We start from the raw sequence: 20,635 nt of genomic DNA on the forward strand, positions 1-20,635 counted from the left end.
AGTAGCAAAAAGAAAAACGCTTCATGCCGGATGGTAACCTGCGGTTGGGTCGCTGTTTGCTGCGATGCAGTTTAATCCACGCTTTAGCTTTTTTTACCTGGCCACAGCATATAATCAATCACTACAGGCGAACAATAAACGTAAGGACTTTATTATGGAAAATATTTTTTCTTTTACCTGTAATTCATCCTGTCAGATTTGTTTCCATCCCTTGATTAAGAAACATGGACAATAGCTTTATCACCAGTAATAAAATTTAAGACAAATGAAAACAGCGGAATACACAAAAACTCCAAAAGATAACGGCTACACATTTTACGTTACACCTGCACCCAAAGTGATCGGTGGTTGTGCGGGGATATTTTTTATCCTTTTACTCGCCTTCCTCGGCGCACTGATACTTTCCGCTGTCAGTTCCGTCCTTTCTGTTATCGCATTCATTGGTATAGCTGCCTGGTGTTTCCTCAGAATGGATATGCGCAAGAAAAACCATCGCCATCCCAGTTCCTTTAGTGTTTATCCCGGTTACATTGAAGTTAATGGCCAAAAACTGGTAAGAGAGAATATCCACCGGGTGATTATCAAAAATGCCTATGATAAAACCCCACGGCTGCATCTCACAGGTCAAACAGTTCCCACCGGTGTGGGAATAGGCCATGATATCCGCAATATGCTGGAACAAATCAGTTATTCGGTAGATGTCGAGGTCGGCGGTAAAGCCACCCAACTGGCAGGCGGAATGGATGATGTGACTGCTAATGGGTTATTAACAGAGGTCAACCAGATTTTAGCCTTTCGAAATTGACGATTTTAATATAAAAGTGGCGTGATTTTTTATATGATAATTAATATTCAGCTCTTTCACAACCATCTATGTCAAGTAGGATATGCAAAAAGACGCAACACCCTTTAAATCGCCCGTGCTTGAGTTTACTGACCACCAAACATTACGATTTTACATTGGTAAACTAACATCACGTAAAAGATTATTGTAGTTATCTCCAAACAGGCTCTCTTAGGTTCCGTCCCGGCTTCTTAAGTTCATCTATGATCCGGCAGTGTATATTTCGCCTATAGACCTTTTCGAATGGATGTAGAGGTCGGGGCAGATCAATTAATCCGGTTAGTGGGATAAAGTATATCAAAAAGAACAACAAGCGCATATAGTGTACAACATTTAAATGCTTCGGTCAAGATGGACATAACCGCCATCCACGTGGAAAAACTCCCCGTTAATACCACTTGATTTTTCCGAGAGCAAAAAAACAGTCGTCTCCGCTATTTCATCAGGAGAAGTCCTTCTGTTATAAAGCGGGATTTTTGCATTTATCTTCCGGAGTTGTCCTTCGGGGTCTGTTAAAGTATTCAGCCACCATTCATATTGAGGTGTCGCACATTCTGCAACAACTACCGCATTCACACGAACACCGGCAGCTATCACCTCCCTAGCTTCTACAGTACTCATCTCCAGTCTCATGCCATTGGCGGCTGCATACCCGGAAGTATCACCCTGGCCCGTTTCTGCAACCTTCGAACAAATATTTACAATTGATCCTTTGCTGAGTTTAAGAAATGACTGGACAAGCTCTGTAATTAGGTAATAGTGTACTGCATTTAATTTTAAAGAATGTATAAATCTATCATAACTGCCTTCTTCAAGGCCAATCCCATCATTCAGGCCCGCATTATTTACCAGTCCGTCAATTTTTTGATACCTGGAAATAATTTTCTCAATAGCCTGCCTGCATTGCACGGCATCTGTCAGGTCTGCACCGGCAAAAAAGCATTTTTTGTTGATTCTGATCAAACTGGCACAGACTTGGTTGGCCAGGGGTTCATTTACATCTATAATACATGGGATAGCATCTTCTTCGGCAAGCTTTCTCACAATGCTTTCTCCGATTCCTCTTGCTCCGCCGGTTACGACGATAACTTTATCTTTCAGTTTTAAATCCATAATGGCAATTTATCGTTATATTAATAAGGTATAAATATAAAATATTGTCGTTGAGCTCATGCGACAACTACTAACGCTTTTTTTATCAGATGTTCTTCATTTTTTACCAAACTTTACATAGCATAAGTGTTTGTAAGGGGGTTGGAAGCCTCGGAATGAAAAACGAAATTTATCCCTGCGCATCAAACCTCTTTATCATTAATAAAAGTTTTACTGATATCAATTTTACCATATACTACTTTTACAAAAGGCTTCCCAGCCTTTAAAGTTATCGTTCCGAAGCCTTTGGCGGTAGAGATAAAAGTTGTAAAGTCACCAATTTTTGACTTGATATGCAAAGCTTTGTCAACCGCATCGTAACGAACTCCTGTCATCGCCTGCAACATGCCATAGCTGCTCATAGCACGTGCATACCAATGTCCGCACTCATACTCATTAAAAGGGTTGCGAACAGTGCCATCATAACGGTTACGGCATAATCTTACAATTTCCAAACCTTCCTGCACATGTCCCATTTCCATAAGGTGAGCCGCTACCTGGTATTCGATGCCTGTCCACACTTCGTCGCTATACACAAATGGCAAGGAAAGTTTTCCGCCCTTTGGCCAGGTACATAATAAAAGCCCGCCTTCATTACCCAACGCATAAGCCGGCCTCTGAGGGTTGGCATGCTCAAGCAACGTCGTTTTTAAGTTGTATTTATGTACAGCAAGCAGATGACTGCGTACTTTTTCATCGTCAACAAAAGGTGGCAAAGCACACATGCTGCCAATCCATGCGCCCAGGATCCCATCACTTAAGCAGCCTTTTCCATATTGGTATTTTGGCCCTTCTTGCTTCAGTATTTCCACAGCTTCAGCAGAGTATTCGCCGCCAAAGGATTTAGCTTTTGCGGGGTTTTCCGCTTCCAGGTTTTGGTATTCGATTTTCTGAAAAAAATATTCACCATCATAAAGATTTGTTTCAAGTTGCACCTTTCCTTTTCTATAAAGGTTTTCGTATTTACTTACATCTTTATTTAGGTACTTGCCCATTAAACTGATAGCTGTTAATGCACCTAAATAAAACGAAGTAATCATTCCATTAGGGCCCCAGAATTCAATGTCGTATGTGTTATGATGAGGCTCCTCCACTACGCCTTTGCCTTTAGGATCCCATGTAGCTATACAGTAGTCCATACTTGTTGCAACCATAGGATAAATTTTTCGCAACCACTCCTTATCGCCACTGATACGCCATTCCCTGTATACTTTCATAATACCACCCAACTGGCCGTCAGATGCTGCGTGAAAATCGTGTTTCAGAGGACTGATGGGCATATTGGCCCTGAAAGCCTGGTGGCCTGCTTTATTCTGATTTTCACAAAACTCTGTATTGCGCAACGTTCTTTCCAGTGTTGGAAAAAGATGCGGCATTGCCTGCGCATAGTTCCATACATGCGTACATGAACCGTGACAGCAACCACCTTCATCACCGCAGCCTTCCCATGCCCAAAACCTGCCATCATATTGGCGTAATGATGTTGGCGATTTTAATATCGTAAGGTTTGCTGCAACGGCTTCAATAACTTCAGGCGGCAATGTTGAATCATAAAATGTATCTGCAAACAACTTGCTTTTCGCCTGTAGTTCATCATAATTTTTTCGCCAGTAATCTGCCACCTCATTTACGTTTGAAAAACGGCTGCTATACCATGGTTTATAATTGGGGGATGAACTTTTATTTCCAATTTCAACGCCTAAATCTGCCGGCGCGTTGCAACAACCACTCCCGGGATTGCAGTCTTTCTTTTCATCCACTGCCAAATCGCCGATATGAATATTACTTTCAGGAATATACCACGCCGTCATCAGCCGTATCGTTTTTGTGGCGCCTGATGCCAATGTGAATGGAACAAACAGCGATGCGCCCGGCGCATTTTTCTCCACAGGTTCTGATGCTTTTACTTTCATTTCACGCACTGTATTCCATGCCATGGTCAGGGGGTCCCACCAGCCACCGCGGAACCAGCAGTGATCCACGATCGTTTTATCATCATTTGTAAACACCGCGAAATTGCCTTCGGCCTCAGGTTTATCTGTTAGCGCTTCCTGCTTCAGAATAAAGCCATTTTTTGTAGCTGTAATTTTGTTCACAGAGCCATCTGTATTCACCATAAAATTTTTCGTATTGAAAGAAAAAATCGCTTCAATACTTCGTGTGGTTTGATTGGTAAAAGTATATTCCAGTGCACCCAAAGGAAGGCTGCTGTTATCTTCATCTGTGGGTATAAAAGGACTCCATCCTTTGATAGCTACCTGTAATGGTATATCATCATCTTCTAAGCGGATAGTCGCAAACGGAAAGCGTGTCACAAAGGTAGCTTTCATGAAACGCGGCAAACCAAATGTAGTTCCCGCTGCCCCATTCCCGGTTCCTTTCTGACCAAACATCTTCCAGTCCGCCACCTGCCCTTCCAACACCTTCACCCCGTTTGTAACACCTTTAACTGCAATAGCAGCAAATATGGTTGGTTCATTAAATATCTCCGGCCTGTTACGTACACTCATGTGCGATATTGCACCGCCACCTTCCAGGCAATACATACCGGCACCCAAACCACCAATCGGAAATGCAACACGGCTTAGATATTCACCAGTATAAGGGGCGTTATATTTGCTCTTCGGTACACCCGCATTTTTTTCAATGTTTTTTTCTGCATTAATTGTATGTGCAGGCGTACCTGCCTTTAATATCGTCGGTCCTATGGCTATGCCGGAACCACCTAATACAACTGACTTTAAAAAAGATCTTCGCTTTTGTGGTTTATTCATATCAAACGATTTTATGTTTTAAAACAAAAAGAATACAAATTTTATGTAAGGGCTTAACTGCATTACCACTTTCATGGCCTGAAGAGCAGTCTTGCGTTGCGAAGCAGCAAGATTCAACACTTATCCAGCAACAAATATGTGAGTATATTGCACCAGGTTTTTAACGGTATCAGCTTATATCATCAGTTATAAATCGTTACTATTTAGCTATCTTACTTTCAATATGGACACCCAGTTCCAGGTACATGCTGTATCGTTGCCGGTATATCTCAACTTTGCTTTTATCAGGATAATATTCCGTATCAAACCCCTGGCCCATTACCTGCATAGCCTCTTCTACTTTGTTGTAAATGCCTGCAATTGTTGCAGCAAACATGGCCGCACCCAATGCGCAGGTTTGTTCTGATTTATTTATTCTGATAGACATGTTCATTACATCAGCCATCATCTGCATGATAAAGGGTGATTTTCTTGCAACACCTCCAATACCAATCAACCCCTTTACAGCAATGTGCTGGCTGGTAAAACATTCAACGATTGCCCTGGCACCAAAACAGGTTGCTTCTGCCAGTGAACGGAATATTTTTACTGCATCTGTACCCAAGTCAAGACCAGTTATAGAAGCCTTTAATAGCGCATTGGCATCAGGCGTCCGGCGACCATTAAACCAATCTACACTCAATTCATCCTTTTCATGCAGGGGAGTGGCAGCGGCCTGCTTACTTAATTCGGGAATGATACGGTTAACGATATTTTTAATGGTCTGTTCATCCACCAATCCAGGAGCGATATTTTCCAATGGCCAGGCTACCACATTTCTTAACCATGCATATACATCGCCAAAGGCAGACTGCCCGGCTTCCATACCTATCATACCTGGAATGACGGAGCCATTTACCAGGCCACAAATGCCTTGCACATATTTTCCCTGCATTTCCTTAATTGGCGCTACCAGCATATCGCAGGTTGAAGTACCCATTACTTTGCTTAAATAATAGGGCTCCACCTGCCCACCAACGGCACCCATATGAGCATCCATCGCACCGATGCCAATTAACACTGTTGTGGATAACCCTAATTTACCCGCCCACTCCTGCGATAGATTGCCTGCTGCTTTGTCTGCCGTATAGGCTATCGAAGGAAGCATGGAAACAAAACCGGATAGTACTCCATCCAGCGAAACAAAAAAATCTTCCGGTGGAAAACCATTCCACTCCTCTGCCCATAAACCTTTATGACCCGCTGTGCAAATGCCGCGTTTCAGCTCGCTTATATGCTTTCCGCCGGTTAATAAAAAAGGCATCCAGTCAGCATGCTCCACCCAACCGTGACAAGCTTCTTTCACTTGCCGGTTGTTTCTTAATACATGCAATAACTTGCTCCAATACCATTCTGATGAATAAATTCCACCTACATATTTCAGATAATTGATTTCAAAGTTTTTTGCGTGTTGGTTTATCTCTTCTGCTTCCTGAGCAGATGAATGGTCTTTCCATAAAACAAACATCGCATCAGGATCATGAGCAAATTGCTCGCTTAAGGCCAATGGTGTTCCTGTTTCATCAACAGCAATGGGTGATGAGCCTGTTGTGTCGATAGAGATAGCTTTGATATGATGGCGCACTTCATCACCAGTTTTTTGCAAACAATCTTTTATGGTGAACTGCAGGCCTTCGATATAATCCAACGGATGCTGTCGAAATACATTCGTCTCTGCATTGCAATACAATTGTTTTTTCCATCTTGGGTATTCAAATGTTGATGCGGCCATTTCATTACCATTATATGCATCAACAACAATGGCCCTTACAGAATCTGTTCCGTAGTCAACACCTATGACATAAGCTTTTTCCATTTCATATTTTTTGTTCCAGGGAATTCTACCATTTTTAAAAGCCTGCTGGTACTAAGCCTGCCGCGCATGCCCACATACTTGTTGACGTACAAGTGTTCCAATTTTGCTGCTTCGCCACGCAGGATTGCTCAACAGGCGACCATAGCAGCAATACATTCCAGTCCCAGTCCTATAACTGTTGTATTTTAAAAAACCATTACTACATCAACAATATCATTTTCTTTCAATAACATTTCTTCACAGGAAATTGATGAAGTGTTATTGTTATATGCATATTTAGTTTTTATTGGTTCATTATTTAACAACAGCTGAACGCTTACCGGTTTTTTATCGCTTTGCAATTGCAACTGGCGAAGTGAAAGGCTGCCATATTTTACTGCTATTGAATTTTTTTGCTGGTTGCCTTGCAGGGATTGCCTGATATTTCCCCAGGCCTCTGCCGTAGTAAAAAATCCCTTGAAATTTTTTGGTTCAATCTTTGGATTAAAACTGATTATGCCTTGCGGGCCATTATAATAATAATTCTGTAAAGCCAACATAACACCCCATGAAGCCATAGCCCTTGCATAATGGTCGCCACACTCAATTTCATTCCATGGATTGTGCTTTTTGGGGCTGTAACGTTCATCAACCGCTTTAACGATTGACAAGCCTTCATCGGTCATTCCATCATAAATCATATTAGTGGCAACCTGGTATTCGATGCCAGTCCAAACTTCATCGCGGTAACGCACACCTTTCTCGCCCATATGCTCACTTTTGGGCCAGGTGCACACAAGCAAACCGGGCTCACCAAAACTTGCATACGTCCTTTCAGGCGGATGTACTTTATTTTGTGTAGCAACATCCGGCGCCCAGTTATATTTCCATATTGATTGCAGTGTTTGTTTCACTTTGTCACTGGGATAAATATGACCGAGGTTGTTTAAGTGATTCCATGTTTGCCCGAATAGCTGGTCGCTTAAACAACCATCCTTGTATTGAAATTCGGGGTGCTCTTTCAGGTCAACATTCTGTACAAAAAACTCTCCGTTCCATAACCTCTTTACAGTATTGGCCTCGCCTGCACTATCAATCTTTGCGCATCGCTGAGCAAATTCCGTATCGTTCATAATAGTAGCCATTGCCGAGGCTGCTTTTAATGCAGCCAGGTACAATGAACCTACGTAGGTATTGGCACCGTAAAAAGCAATATCGTATGTGTTGGCCTGCACCTTTTCTATCAACCCATCTTCATTGCCATCTTCATTTATCAGAAATTCAGTAGCACGTTTAATCCTGTCCCAGTTACGTGTAAGAAACAATTCATTTTTGGAATTGAGATGTTCGCGATAAGCCTTTAAAATAGCGCCGGCATGGCCATCAATCAACACGCCACCCCAGCCATTGCGTGCCAGTATGCTGCCATCTTTCTGAAAGGAAAGGTCGAAGTCGGTACGCTCCCTTATGTTGCGTTCAAGTTCGGGGAAGAAGTGCGCCAGGGCTTGCTCATAATTCCAAACATGCGTGCAGGTTCCAACGCAGGAGCCTACGCCTTCCCATGCCCAAAACTTATCATTTGCCCACCACTGGCAGGTTTCTGTTGCCAGCGTTGACAGAGGCATAAGCAACCGTTGGTTTAACCAATAAGGGATCGTTGTATTGTTGTAATAAGTATCATGAAAAAGATGCGTTTGCTTTGATAAACGGTCATAATTTTTCTGCAGGTATAACGCCACATCCTGCGAATTGCCGAACCAATTGCTGTACATGTTGCCGATGATGGTTGCGCCATCTGTTGGCAGTGCCTGGTTCCAGTCGTTGGACAGAATTTCAGTTACGTCGCTACCGTGATAATAGGACGGACGATTGGGGAAATACCAAGTAAGCAGAAAGCTGATTTCCCTGGTTTCGCCGGGTTTTAAACTGAATGATTCGCCCACGCTGCCGTTTAGTTTATCAATGGCAGATGTATATGCTGCGTCAGTTGTTTTATTATCATCCACACCGCTGTATGCCGCATCACCGAATGCGTTTTTTGACAAAATACTTAATGACACATTACCAAAATATGGATGATTGTGCGGGTAATATTTCTCTTTTACTACCGGCATATCGCTAAAGCTGATATCATCTACATTGATATGTCCCCAGCCGCCTTTTTCTTCGTCAATAATTTCAAAGTGAGCTGTTTTACCTTTCAACTCTCTTACGTCCCAATATTTGTTTTCAAACGTTTCGGAATTAAACCCTGTAGCGGTTCTTACAATGTTGTTATCTATAACAAGATTAAGTGCAGTTGTTTTTGAATGCCTGCCGCCGGCGATTTTGAAAACAATGAAATCATCATTCAGCGTAAATTTATCAGAAATCATTTTGCCGGTTGATTCATCTCCATCCAAATAAGAGTTAACAACGCCGGTACCGCCAAATCCCAATAAGGTAGTCTGGTTGGCAAAGGTGCCCGTGGCCGGGTTGTTACCAAATGCATTACCGGTAACTTTCCACTTCCTGTAGCTGTTTTCAAAATCATCAAATATTTTTATTGTTGGCTTTTTTTCTGAACTGATTTTCTCGGATGGAGTAAGATCCATTACCAATGAAGTAATGCCCTTGTTCCGTACAATTTTATTGCGGCGATTGGCAGTAATCTCGCCTGCTATGTCCAGGCAAACAAAATTTTGCAACCAGCCTGAAAGGTTTACCTGTAGAGGTTTTGTAGAAGTGTTTTTAACGGTATACTTTAAAATTGTTCCAGGCGTTGCAGATTCCCTTGCATTCATTGGGATGAAAGGAGAATACACCTCTGATGTTATAGCTACGGGCAGCTTCTTTGTTTTTGAGTTGTAGCTGATAGCGGCAATTGGGTATTCGCCGGTAAAGGCTATATCATCAAAATCAGCTTTACTGAGATTGGCGGATATTGTTTTACCATCCTGTGTAATTTTTATATTAAAACCCTGGTCTATATAACCCTTGGGCTCGAAGGTTTTATAACAGACAGTCCATGGTCCAAGCGCAGTATTGAATTGGGTGAGCGAATCAATGCCATAACCCGTATTGTAAGCATTGTTATAAATCCACCAGTTAGCCAATGTGCCATCACCTCTTACATATAACTGGCCTGCTGCTATTCCGCCGCACGGCATACCGATGGTAAGCAGTTCATCGCCTTTAAATATTTTCTTCTCGTTGCTATACAATGAAGCCTGCCATGAGGCAGGAAGGTTCTTGTTTTCAGGCACATTGTGCGATGGATCAAGAGACTGGGCCAATACGATGAGCGCATTTACAAGCGCACTAATTACAAAAAAACATTTCTTCATCTAGAAAAATTTAATATGTTAATCAGGAATTTTAACCAGTATTAATTTCCGTCATTTTAAGATGACCGATAAAACAGAACCTGGCTCACTATGCTGAAACATATTCAACAGCACAAGTGAGTGACACAACAGGCGATGATAGTAGCAGTACGGCTTAGGCCAATATCATTATATTCTCACCTCTCCCTACCGTATCCAAAGGACAGGCGGACCTAACATGCGCCGGCTAATGATGATATTGCAATACGACATCATTGTTTTTAGCTGCCTGCAGTTCTGCTTTGCTGCTCCGTTTAACACCATACCATGCAATAAAAGCAAAACATAAGCAAGGAATGATAAAGGCAATGGGCATTCCAAAATTGTCACCAATCAAACCCATAACCGGCGGGCAAAAAGCGCCGCCCGCAACGGCCATTACAAGAAAGGAAGCACCTTTTTTTGTAAGCGGCCCAAGGTCTTTTAAACCGAGTGCAAATATGGTTGGGAACATGATGCTCATAAAAAAGTAGGTGCAAAAAAGAGATACAACAGAAGTCCACCCCAAACCCAAAATAACCAGCAAAACCAATATTGTATTTGCCGCCCCATACAGCATTAACAAACGTTGCGGGGCAACATACTTCATAAAATAAGAACCTGATAAACGGCCAATCCAGAACAAGCCCATACCACCGATGGCAAGTATTAAAGACGCTGCCTGCTCCGGGTTTTTAGGCATAAACACTTCGCCGAACATACCGAGATGCTGCATGATGCCAGCAACAGGTGCCTGCAGGTCTGGAACCGCTTCTGTAACGTAGTTGATGAAGAAAGAATTTACACCTGTTTGAGCGGCCACATACAAGAACTCTGCAACAACAGCGATGATAAATGCCGGATGTTTTAAGAGATGGTTCATGGGTGGGTCGCTTTCTTTTTCAGTGGTGCTCTCCGGCTCAATCTCGGGAAGCTTAATGAATAGAAAAACCAATGCCAGCGCAACAACAATGCTACCAATAATCATGTATGGTTTAACCATGGAAGCAAACTTGTCCGCAGTTCCATCATCGCTTGCACCGAATATAAAAAGGCCGCCCATCAGCGGGCCCAATATCCATCCCAAACCATTAAAAGATTGTGAAATGTTGATGCGCCTTGCCGCATACTCTTTCGGCCCCAAGACCGTGGAATAAGGATTGGCAGAGGTCTCCAGGCAGGCAAGACCACAGGCAATAACAAACAGTGCCAAAAGAAACGGCGCAAACGATTCAAGCTTTGCCACGGGGTAAAACATAAATGCTCCCAAAGCAAATAATGCCAGGCCCACAATGATACCTGCTTTATAACCATACTTTTTAATGATAAAGCCAGCGGGAACAGCCATCACCAGGTAACCAATGTATAAAGAGAATTGTACAAACCCTGACTGTGCTTTGGTTACATGCAGAACGTCCTGGAAATGCTTATCAAGCACATCAAGCAAACCATGCGCAAAACCCCACATTAAAAACAAACTGGATATAAGCGCAAAGGGAAACAGAAAACTCCTGCCATCAGGAAGCCGTGTGAGTTTTATTCTTTTCTTCATGACAAATTTTTGAAAAGTTGTTGGCTGTAAAAGGTGCTTGTCTCTTAAGAAAGTCCGTATAAAGAACCGTAGTTGCCGCAGGCGCGGTAATCAGCACCTTCGGTATCGGAACCAAACGCATTCCAGGCAGATGGCCTGAAGATTCTTTCTTCTTCAATATTGTGCATGCATACAGGAATACGCAACATGGAAGCAAGTGTAATAAGTTTGTCTCCTATATGCCCATAGCTAATAGAGCCATGATTAGAGCCCCAATGCGCCATTACGTTGTATATATCTGTAAATGCACCTTTGCCATTAATGCGCGGCACAAACCATGTTGTTGGCCAGGTCACATCTGTACGTTTATCCAAAGTATCGTGTACATGCTGAGGTATATCAATCGTTTCTCCTTCAGCAATCTGCAAAACCGGGCCCAGGCCTCTCACATGATTGATGCGGCACATAGTCACCGGCATACCACCTTTGGTTACAAATTTTGAAGAATAACCGCCACCTCTGAAATAACCCTTATTACCAGGGTACCATGTTGTTGCTTCCAGGCACGCATCAACTTCTGTCTGCGTAATATCCCAGAATGGTTTCATTACCGGGTTGCCATCTTTTGATTGCTGCCCGCTGCCATCCAGTGTAGCAGATCCGGAGTTGATAAGGTGTATAAAACCGTTGGCAGCAGCTGCATCCGGCTTCCATCCGGTTACACGTTCAACTGCTTCAGGGCTCCAGTAGGTGCGCACATCCGCGAATATTTGTGCGCTGTTGGTAAGCAGGTAACCAAACAACATGCTTATGCCGTTAAAGCAATCATTTTCTGTTGCCACCATGTACGGCGCACGTATGCCGTTCCAGTCGAATGATGAATTAAGAATGGCTTCAGAAAAATCGCCATTAGGCAAAAAGTCTGTCCACTGCCTTTGCCCCTGGAACCCTGATACGATTGCATTGTGGCCTAGTGCTTCCTCACCGAACCCTTTGCCTTTCAGGTGTGGGTTGCCTTGCATAAGGTCACGAATAATCAAGGTCATTTTTACTACAAATTCCCAATCCTTATCTTTTTGATCGCGTGATGATTGTTTGGCCGGTTCATTCGCCAGGTCGTCACCTTCTTTGCAATTTTCTATTACCCAGGCCAGCGCTTTTTCAAATTCAGCTTCATCATAAATTTTCTTTTCTATACGGCGCAATACTTCAGATGAGTCAACATATTCATTGCGCATACCAAGATAATCACGGAAGAAATCAGGTACCACAATAGAACCTGCAATACCCATAGAGACAGAGCCGATAGCCAGATAAGACTTACCCCGCATAATAGCCACGGCAAGGCCTGCCTGTGCAAAGTTTAACAAGCGTTCTTTAACATCATCCGGAATATTTTCATCACCCAAATCCTGTACATCATGACCGTAAATGCCAAATGCCGGCAAACCAAACTGGTTATGTGCTGCAAGTGTTGCAGCCAGGTAAACAGCACCAGGCCGTTCTGTTCCGTTAAAGCCCCATATTGCTTTTGGCAGCAAAGGATTCATATCCATCGTTTCGCTTCCGTAACACCAGCAAGGGGTCACAGACAGCGATACACCCACATTATTTGCTTCAAATTTCTTTGCGCATTGTACGGCTTCCTGTACCCCGCCGATGCAGGTATCAGCAATCACGCTCTCCACAGGTGAACCATCGGGATAACGCAATTCCTTTGCATACAAGGCTGCAACATTTTCTGCCATCTTCATGGTTGTTTCTTCCAGCGATTCGCGTACGCCGCCTAACCGGCCGTCTATAATCGGGCGAATGCCGATTTTGGGATAATCTGTTTTATTCATAGTCAAGTTTGTGCGTTGTAAATGTTGAATAATAACAATCGGAAATTTATTTTGGCCTTAACTGCATTACTACTATCATCACCTGTTGTGTCACTCACTTGTACTGTTAGAACTAAACTGGGCAACACGAAGCTGTAAAGGCAGGCTTGTACTTTTGAATATTTTTCAGTAATTGGCAATAACGATTATAGTTATGACCATGACTATATCTCAATGGATAAGCAAGTGTGTTACCAATTGCCGTTATTTAAATGCGTTTTGTATATCGTTTAAAGTAACACCGAGTAATCGCCGACTAATGAGGTCAAGCGCTTTTTCTTCACCGGTAAAATGATACACCGCATGTTTATGTGCAAGCGAAGCGGCAGGTGCTAAAAAAGCAGCAGGCGACACACTTTCAATTTCATAGAAAGGTCCCATTTGCGAACCATCCTCCAGCGGGCCATCATTATAGGCATTTACAGCATCACCGGAAAACGAAGGCTTTGTTGTACCCCATTCCTGGTTTAAATATTTTGCAGATGCTTCCGGCTCAAACATGGCGATTGTGAGTATTTTGTTTTCTGCATCATAACTTCCGATAACAGGCTTTGTATACGTAGGTTTAATGCCAAGTTTGCCACGGCTTTTTCCATCTGCTTTAAAGAATACTTTATCATCATCATGCCGTAACCTGTCTGCTGGTATCTCACCAAAATAATTGGTGGTACCCACGGCTTCAAAGCTGGCGCCCTTTGCATTTTTATAAGGCACCACTACAACTGTTGATGGCGTGTTTTTCATCATATCCAGCATCCAGATGCAGGGCATACCGGTTGTTTCCGTCCATGCAGCTTTACCCGTATTAGTTAATGTATTGGTGGTTTGATAACCCACAACTTTTACACCTGGGTCCAAAGCAAGGCCGGTGTTCCTGTTAATGTCGCCAGCACTCAACACATCAATTACCCTTGTTACAGCTATTTGCAGTGGCGTGTTTTGGTAATTTACCAGCGACATATCTTTTTGCATCGTAACCGAACTACCGGATTGTGCGGTTACAGTCCACGGTTCCGTATCAAAAGCAGCAGGTGTTTTCCAGTTGTTAAAAACCATTGAATCGCCTGGCTTAAAGTATAAAGAAAAACGACCACCTTCAGGGCCCAGCCATAAGCGGTTCTCACCGCCATACGCATTCATGTGCGCATCCAATGGACCATCAAACGCTTTATAATTTACCCAGCCAAAGCTAAAGCCATCATTGCCATCTGTGGTAGATGTAAATACTTTACCCTGGTATTTTGCCGATACAATTATCTGGGAATTTTCATTATCAGATTTCAACACAATCACGCTGTCATACTGTTTCAAGAAAGTAAGATCATAGCCAAAACTGCCTTTCTGATAGGATGTATCTGGCGGACGGGATGCTTCCTGTGAACCGCTACCTGTGCAAGATGTTAGAGCCATAACTGTTGCCATAATTGAATTAAAATATTTTCCGCCAGTATGAAGTTTAATCATAATTAGTATGCTTAACCGTTTAAGCAATTTTTGTGTTTTTCTTCCTTTCACTGCAGCAAAAGCATTATCACCTGCTGCCGCAGCTTTCGCGAACAACAAGTTTTGCTTCCACAATAACAGAACTATTTTTTTTGATTTTGTTATTCAGCCTGTTCAACACAAGTTTAACAGCCTCCTTTCCAATATCTGTAAGGGACTGGCTTACATAGGTAACAGGCGAGTAGAAAAAATCGAATGCATCGCTTTCATCAAAGGAAATAACAGCCAGTTGCTCCGGAACCTTTATGCCCATTTTATTGATAGCTTTTAAACCCGCAACAGCAAGAGAGTTGGTCGCGAAAAACAATGCATCGATTGTTAAAGGATTAAGCAAGTGTTGTAATTTCTCTGTCACTTCTTCATTGATGTGCTGGTAACTGGCTTCAACCAGCCATTCTTTCTTAAACCTGATATTTCCTTCCTTCAGTGCAGCTTTATAGCCAAGTTTTCTTTCTTCCATATGAGACTGTGCCGTATCGTAAGCCAGCATGCCAATCTTTTTACGCCCATTCCTTATTAGTCTCTCAACTGCTTTTCCAGATGCATTATAGTTATCAATATGCACACAATCGACATTCAGCCAGGAAAAAAAACGGTCTATTAACACCACAGGCACAGCCCTGCTGATGAGGTTTTGAATCTGCGGTGCAGTATTGGCTGCGGGAGCAATGATGAATGCATCAACTAGCCTGGTAGAAAAAACGTCAATCAGGTCTGATTGTTTTTCTGCATTTTCATCACTGCTCCCGAATATTACCACATAACCCTGCTTTTTTGCTTCATCTTCCACAATTCTTGCAATGCTGGAAAAGAAAGGGTTTGAAATGTCAGCCACAATTAACCCGATGGTTCTTGTTGTTCCCATCTTAAGACTTTTGGCAATAAGATTGGGCTGATAGTTCAGTTCTGCTGCAGCCGCTTTAATCTTCTTTGCCATATCAAGACCCACCCGGGCTTCTTTTTCCTTGCCGTTCATTACATAGGACACCAGGGCCGCGGAAACCCCAATATGCTTCGCCACGTCTTTGAGAGATACCTTTTTTTCCACCAGGCTAATTTTATTTCATTTAACTGCCGGTTTTAATAGCCGGAATTTTGTTTCAATGTACCACCTGCACGGTCAATTTCAATCTGCGGCAGTGGTAAAATTTCATCTTTACCATTTTTGTATTTAAAGTACCCGGGAGTTACTTCATTTTGCCATCTTGCAGCATTGGAAAGATACGATTGAGCTATTCCCCATCTTCTCAGGTCCCACCCGAATTTCCCCTCAAAGGCCAGTTCCACACGTCTTTCATGCACAATTGCCCAGAACATCTTCTCATAGTCCAAGGTGGAGGAAATGGGCGCCAATTCTTTATTGTCATTACTGTTAATGGTGTTGGGATCTGTTGTCGTACCCGTACGTTTTCTTACCATATTCACATAAGCTGCAGCGGTTGCACGGTCGCCTAATTCGTTCATTACTTCAGCATACCATAAAAGTACTTCGGCATACCTTACCAGTGTATAATTTGCTGAATTGTTCCAGCTAACCTGGTCAACCGTTACCCCGTTGTTGTTCGGCGCATTAGCTATACACCATTTCCTGATGCCGAGGCCGGTCCCGTTTACTTTATCTAAAAACAGCTGGCCGAAAAAATCATCTTTGTTTTTACGGAAAATAGAAGCCGTTAACCGAGGGTCTCCCGCTTCATACTCTCGCTCCAAATCCGGTGTCGGACGTGTCCAACCCCATCCACCGCCGGCAACATATCCTTCACCATTAGGTGCATTCAACACTGTACCGAAATTATCGGTTCCTTTTTGGTTGAGCGCAGTATACTGTACCTCAAAAACAGCCTCGCTACTGTTATCGTGGGTACCGTCAAAGAGCCCATTGTAATCCGGAATTAACCCATAGCCGTAAGACATTATATCCTCCAATAAAGCCTTTGCCTCGTTCCAACGGTGCTCATATAAATATATCTGGGCAAGATACGCTTTAACTGCACCTTTATCTGCCCTTCCCATCAGATCGCCTGTATTCCTGTTTCCGATTTGCTGTTCCAAGGCCATTTTAAAGTCGGCTTCTGCCTGGTCGAAAAGCTCACTTTTTGTTATAGTATAATTGTTCAAGGCTTTACCGGCTTCAAAATCTCCCTGTCTTACAGAGTTGGGAATATTTAACTCTCCAATATCCAACTGGCTGGTAACAAGTGGCGCGGTTCCAAACATATAGCCCAGGCGGAACAACCAGAATCCGCGGATGAAATAAAGCTCGCCCATAAACCTTGACTTTAAGGTTTCGTCCATTTCTATTGCCGGAATCTTTTCTATAGCTACATTAGCCAGCAAGAGCGCGCTATAACACCGCTGGTACAGCATCAATATCTGGTCTGAGCTCGGCGAAATAATGGACTGCTGTATCTGGTAATACACAACCAGGTCTGGGTGAGCCTGTACATCGGGTCCGGTTATATCGCCCATCGGTGTATATCCAGCCCTCGTATTCCAGCCATTTTGCCCGTCTAAAGTTTGAAAAGATTTGTAAGCCGCTGTTACGGCCATTTCTGCGTCAGATGCAGTTTTATAGAAATTATCTGTTGACACAACGCCATATGGCGCTTTATCCAGTTTTTTGCTGCACGAAGCCAATGCAAGCAGCAATATAAAAAAGCAAATCGTCTTGTTCATGATAAGTATTTTATTCTTTTAGAATTGTAAGTTGACACCGGCATAATAAGACCTGGGGATTGGATATCCACCGTTGATGCTCTGTTCTGGATCCCAGCCCGGGTAGGAGTTAATACAGAACAGGTTTTGCGCAGCAACATAGAATCTTAATTTATGTATCACTTTAGCTGTTGAACCACTCAGTAACCCGACGAAGTCGTAACCTATTTGCAGGTTCTGCAGCCTGAAAAAATCGGAAGACCGAAGCCAGAAAGTGGAGCGGCGGTAATTATCGTTAGGGTCTCCTGCTACCACCCTGGGGACATAATTACTTGTTCCGGGGCCAGTCCATCTCTGCCTGTACATCCAGGCGGAAGTTTGTTCACCGCCTCGTGTAATGGCAAAACCAACCTGGTCAATACTTCTCAACGCACCTAGCTGCCCATAAAAGGCTGTAACCAAATCGAAACCTTTGTAGCCGAGAGATATACTGCCGCCGAAAGAATTTTGGGCTACAGATGGCCCTAAAAAAGTTCTGTCGTTGGCATCAATCACGCCATTATTATCTAGGTCTTTAAACCTGATATCTCCCGGCGAAGCATTGGGTTGTGTAGGCGCTTTGGAGATTTCATCTGTGGTTTGAAAAATTCCTTCCTGAATATAACCGAACCATTCATTGATAGAATATCCTTCCTGTATCCGGCTAAAGTTATTAATGATCGGAGAAGGAACTCCTGTAACCCTGTTCTTATTGTAAGTCCAGTTAACGCTTACATCGTATTTGAAGGCTTTGCCGATTGCATCGCTGTAGCCCAGGGTTAGTTCAATGCCTGTATTGGATACCCTGCCCGCATTCTGGTAAGGAGCATTAGTAACACCGGATGTAGAAAGTAGTGGAACCTGTACCAATATGTCTGAGGTATTGCGCTTATAAAAGTCAGCGATCAAATTCAACTTGTTTTGCAGGAAGGCAATTTCCAGACCGGCACCATACGTGGTTGTTTTTTCCCAGAGGATATTCGGATTGCCTAAACTGGTAGGGCCAACGCCTGTATAAGTAACACCTTCGCCACCAGAGCCGAATGGATAATACAGCCCCGTAGAATTGAGCGTTGTCTGGTAAGGATATTCACCTATGGCCTGGTTACCTAATATACCCCAGCTGGCGCGAAGCTTTAAATTGCTGATGAAAGTAACGTCTTCGAAAAAGTTCTCTTTTGAAACAACCCATCCGGCCGAAGCTCCCGGAAAAACACCGGTTCTGTTGTTTTTGGAAATACGCGAAGTCTGGTCAACGCGTAAGCTTGCACTTAACAGGTATTTATCTTTAAACCCGTAATTGATCCGGCCTAGATAGGATTGTATCGCCCATGAATACTTTGAACCGTTGTTACTGATATTACTGTTGCCTGCATCAAGTACCTGCATATTGGGGTCATTATTCAGGAAACTGTTTCTTGAAGCGCCGATATTTGAACCATTTGTTTCTTGGAAGGTATAACCTGCCATAGCCGTGATGCTGTGTGAATTAAACTGTTTTGTATAGGTAAGAATATTGTCGAATGAATAGTTGATGTTCTCGTTTCCCGTTACATATAATTCTGCAATGGGGTGGTCGCCTATCAGGCCAGCGGGCCCATGCCTGTAAGAAGGGATGAACTGATCCTGGTTCCAGGAATAGTACTCTGCATTGAAAGATGTTTTAAACTTCAAATCCTTAAGGATGCTCCATTCCAGGTAGGTTGTTCCAAGAAGTTTTTTCCAGTTCTGTTTGTAGGTCCACAAGTTCACCGGTATTAATGGGTTGAGCATTGTCACAGGTTCACCGTTATGTGTCGCGGCGCTGTATTCGCCATTGGCATCATAAACAGGTTGCGTTGAAGGAAATATCAGGGCGCGGTCAATTGCCTGGCCCCAATCGCTGTTCCTTGATACTCCGTAGTTTACATTGAGGTTAACACCTACTTTAAGGCTGTTGGAAATGCGGTTATCGTTACTTAACCTTACATTACCGCGCTTAAAGGCAGTGTTTTTTATCACGCCGTCTCCTGCGTAGTAGTTTGCAGACAGTGCGTAAATATTATTTTTAGTTCCGCCGCTTATAGATAATGAGTGGTTCTGTTTTAGCCCTGCCTGGGAAATCTCTTTCACCCAGTTAGTTCCCTCCCCATAGGCATCTATTTCTGCCTGTGTAAAAGGCTTCGGCAGATTTGCACCTCCATAGTAGTCATTTACCTGCACGGCATACTCTTTGGCCGTTAAGGTGGGTATCATATACCTTATCTTGTCAACACTGGCAAAACTCGAAAGGTCAACCTTCATCGGTGATTCAAAATTCCCCCTTTTTGTTGTTACTATCACCACTCCGTTAGCGCCTCTTGAACCGTAAATGGCAGATGAAGCAGCGTCTTTAAGCACAGTTATATTTTCAACATCATTGGGATTTAAATTGGATAACCCGTCATTGGTAATTATCCCGTCAATTACTACCAGCGGGTCGCTTGATGCGCCAAATGAGCCGGCTCCCCTTATCCTGATAGAAGTTCCCCCATAAGGTGTCCCATCATTTTGCGTTACCTGAACGCCAGCCAGTTTACCCTGGAGGTTCTGTCCAATGCCTACAGTTGCCTGGTTACTCATCTTGGATTGGGAAACTACACCCACCGAACCTGTGAGATCTTTCTTCGCCTGCGTTCCATAACCCACAACCACTACCTGGTCCAGGCCGGACGTAGTCAAGTCTTTTAGAGTAATCGTTAGCGAGGTATTGTCACCAACGGTAATTCTTTCTTCAGTTTTTCCAACATAACTAATCTCGAGCACCTGGCCTTTATTGGCTTTTATAGTAAAGGCCCCATTGGCATCAGTGGTGGTTCCTGTTTGCGTCCCGGCAACCCTGATACTTACGCCTGCCAGCGGAGCCGCATTTTCATCGGTAATTTTTCCAGTTACAGTTGTTTGTGCAAATATGAAAACAGGTAAAATAATAGTGAAAAGCAGTAGTAAAAAATTTTTAAGCGCTGGCGCAAAAATTTTCAGATAGCCCGAAGCAGAGGGTATCTTTTGGTTTAAAGACAAGTTTAAATACATGGCAATTTTTATTTAGTGGAAGCAA

At 43.2% G+C, this 20,635-nt stretch carries 11 protein-coding genes; 1 reads left to right on the forward strand and 10 read right to left on the reverse strand.

Annotation, left to right across the window (positions count from 1 at the left end; all coding sequences use genetic code 11):
• Positions 1-265: 265 nt before the first annotated feature.
• Positions 266-805: a hypothetical protein gene (locus F0364_RS12570; RefSeq protein ID WP_153798136.1), complete on the forward strand. Its 540-nt coding sequence runs from the start codon at positions 266-268 to the stop codon at positions 803-805.
• Between the two features lie 372 nt (positions 806-1,177).
• On the opposite strand, the gene F0364_RS12575 is transcribed toward F0364_RS12570, so the two are convergent.
• From F0364_RS12575 to F0364_RS12620, 10 genes are all read right to left on the reverse strand, one after another.
• Positions 1,178-1,957, reverse strand: coding sequence for an L-fucose dehydrogenase (locus F0364_RS12575; protein ID WP_153798137.1), 780 nt, complete (start codon positions 1,955-1,957; stop codon positions 1,178-1,180).
• Between the two features lie 182 nt (positions 1,958-2,139).
• Positions 2,140-4,770: a GH116 family glycosyl hydrolase gene (locus F0364_RS12580; protein WP_153798138.1), complete on the reverse strand. Its 2,631-nt coding sequence runs from the start codon at positions 4,768-4,770 to the stop codon at positions 2,140-2,142.
• A gap of 199 nt (positions 4,771-4,969) precedes the next feature.
• Positions 4,970-6,625 carry a ribulokinase gene (locus tag F0364_RS12585; RefSeq protein WP_153798139.1) on the reverse strand — a complete coding sequence of 552 codons (1,656 nt, stop codon included), beginning with the start codon at positions 6,623-6,625 and terminating at the stop codon, positions 4,970-4,972.
• Positions 6,626-6,810: 185 nt separating this feature from the next.
• Positions 6,811-9,930 carry a GH116 family glycosyl hydrolase gene (locus F0364_RS12590; RefSeq protein WP_153798140.1) on the reverse strand — a complete coding sequence of 1,040 codons (3,120 nt, stop codon included), beginning with the start codon at positions 9,928-9,930 and terminating at the stop codon, positions 6,811-6,813.
• A gap of 226 nt (positions 9,931-10,156) precedes the next feature.
• Positions 10,157-11,500, reverse strand: coding sequence for an L-fucose:H+ symporter permease (gene fucP, locus F0364_RS12595; protein WP_153798141.1), 1,344 nt, complete (start codon positions 11,498-11,500; stop codon positions 10,157-10,159).
• Between the two features lie 44 nt (positions 11,501-11,544).
• Positions 11,545-13,323 (reverse strand): L-fucose isomerase, encoded by a 1,779-nt coding sequence (locus F0364_RS12600; RefSeq protein WP_153798142.1) that lies wholly within the window; start codon positions 13,321-13,323, stop codon positions 11,545-11,547.
• Positions 13,324-13,566: 243 nt separating this feature from the next.
• Positions 13,567-14,772, reverse strand: coding sequence for a DUF6786 family protein (locus F0364_RS12605; protein ID WP_235921074.1), 1,206 nt, complete (start codon positions 14,770-14,772; stop codon positions 13,567-13,569).
• Positions 14,773-14,893: 121 nt separating this feature from the next.
• On the reverse strand, positions 14,894-15,913 hold the full coding sequence (locus F0364_RS12610; protein ID WP_235921075.1) for a LacI family DNA-binding transcriptional regulator: 1,020 nt from the start codon (positions 15,911-15,913) through the stop codon (positions 14,894-14,896).
• A 32-nt stretch (positions 15,914-15,945) separates the two neighbouring features.
• Complete coding sequence (locus tag F0364_RS12615) at positions 15,946-17,541, reverse strand: RagB/SusD family nutrient uptake outer membrane protein (RefSeq protein ID WP_153798145.1); 1,596 nt, start codon at positions 17,539-17,541, stop codon at positions 15,946-15,948.
• A gap of 18 nt (positions 17,542-17,559) precedes the next feature.
• On the reverse strand, positions 17,560-20,610 hold the full coding sequence (locus F0364_RS12620; RefSeq protein WP_153798146.1) for a SusC/RagA family TonB-linked outer membrane protein: 3,051 nt from the start codon (positions 20,608-20,610) through the stop codon (positions 17,560-17,562).
• Positions 20,611-20,635: the final 25 nt, after the last annotated feature.

Origin of the sequence: Foetidibacter luteolus (assembly GCF_009650435.1) — a bacterium.
Lineage (GTDB): Bacteria > Bacteroidota > Bacteroidia > Chitinophagales > Chitinophagaceae > Foetidibacter > Foetidibacter luteolus.

Bases quoted from the DNA above. Each gene is read 5' to 3' on its own strand.
- F0364_RS12575 (WP_153798137.1), bottom strand. From the start codon at position 1,957: ATGGATTTAAAACTGAAAGATAAAGTTATCGTCGTAACCGGCGGAGCA.
- F0364_RS12620 (WP_153798146.1), bottom strand. From the start codon at position 20,610: ATGTATTTAAACTTGTCTTTAAACCAAAAGATACCCTCTGCTTCGGGC.
- F0364_RS12615 (WP_153798145.1), bottom strand. From the start codon at position 17,541: ATGAACAAGACGATTTGCTTTTTTATATTGCTGCTTGCATTGGCTTCG.
- F0364_RS12590 (WP_153798140.1), bottom strand. From the start codon at position 9,930: ATGAAGAAATGTTTTTTTGTAATTAGTGCGCTTGTAAATGCGCTCATC.
- F0364_RS12585 (WP_153798139.1), bottom strand. From the start codon at position 6,625: ATGGAAAAAGCTTATGTCATAGGTGTTGACTACGGAACAGATTCTGTA.
- F0364_RS12605 (WP_235921074.1), bottom strand. From the start codon at position 14,772: ATGGCTCTAACATCTTGCACAGGTAGCGGTTCACAGGAAGCATCCCGT.
- F0364_RS12600 (WP_153798142.1), bottom strand. From the start codon at position 13,323: ATGAATAAAACAGATTATCCCAAAATCGGCATTCGCCCGATTATAGAC.
- F0364_RS12570 (WP_153798136.1), top strand. From the start codon at position 266: ATGAAAACAGCGGAATACACAAAAACTCCAAAAGATAACGGCTACACA.
- F0364_RS12580 (WP_153798138.1), bottom strand. From the start codon at position 4,770: ATGAATAAACCACAAAAGCGAAGATCTTTTTTAAAGTCAGTTGTATTA.
- fucP (WP_153798141.1), bottom strand. From the start codon at position 11,500: ATGAAGAAAAGAATAAAACTCACACGGCTTCCTGATGGCAGGAGTTTT.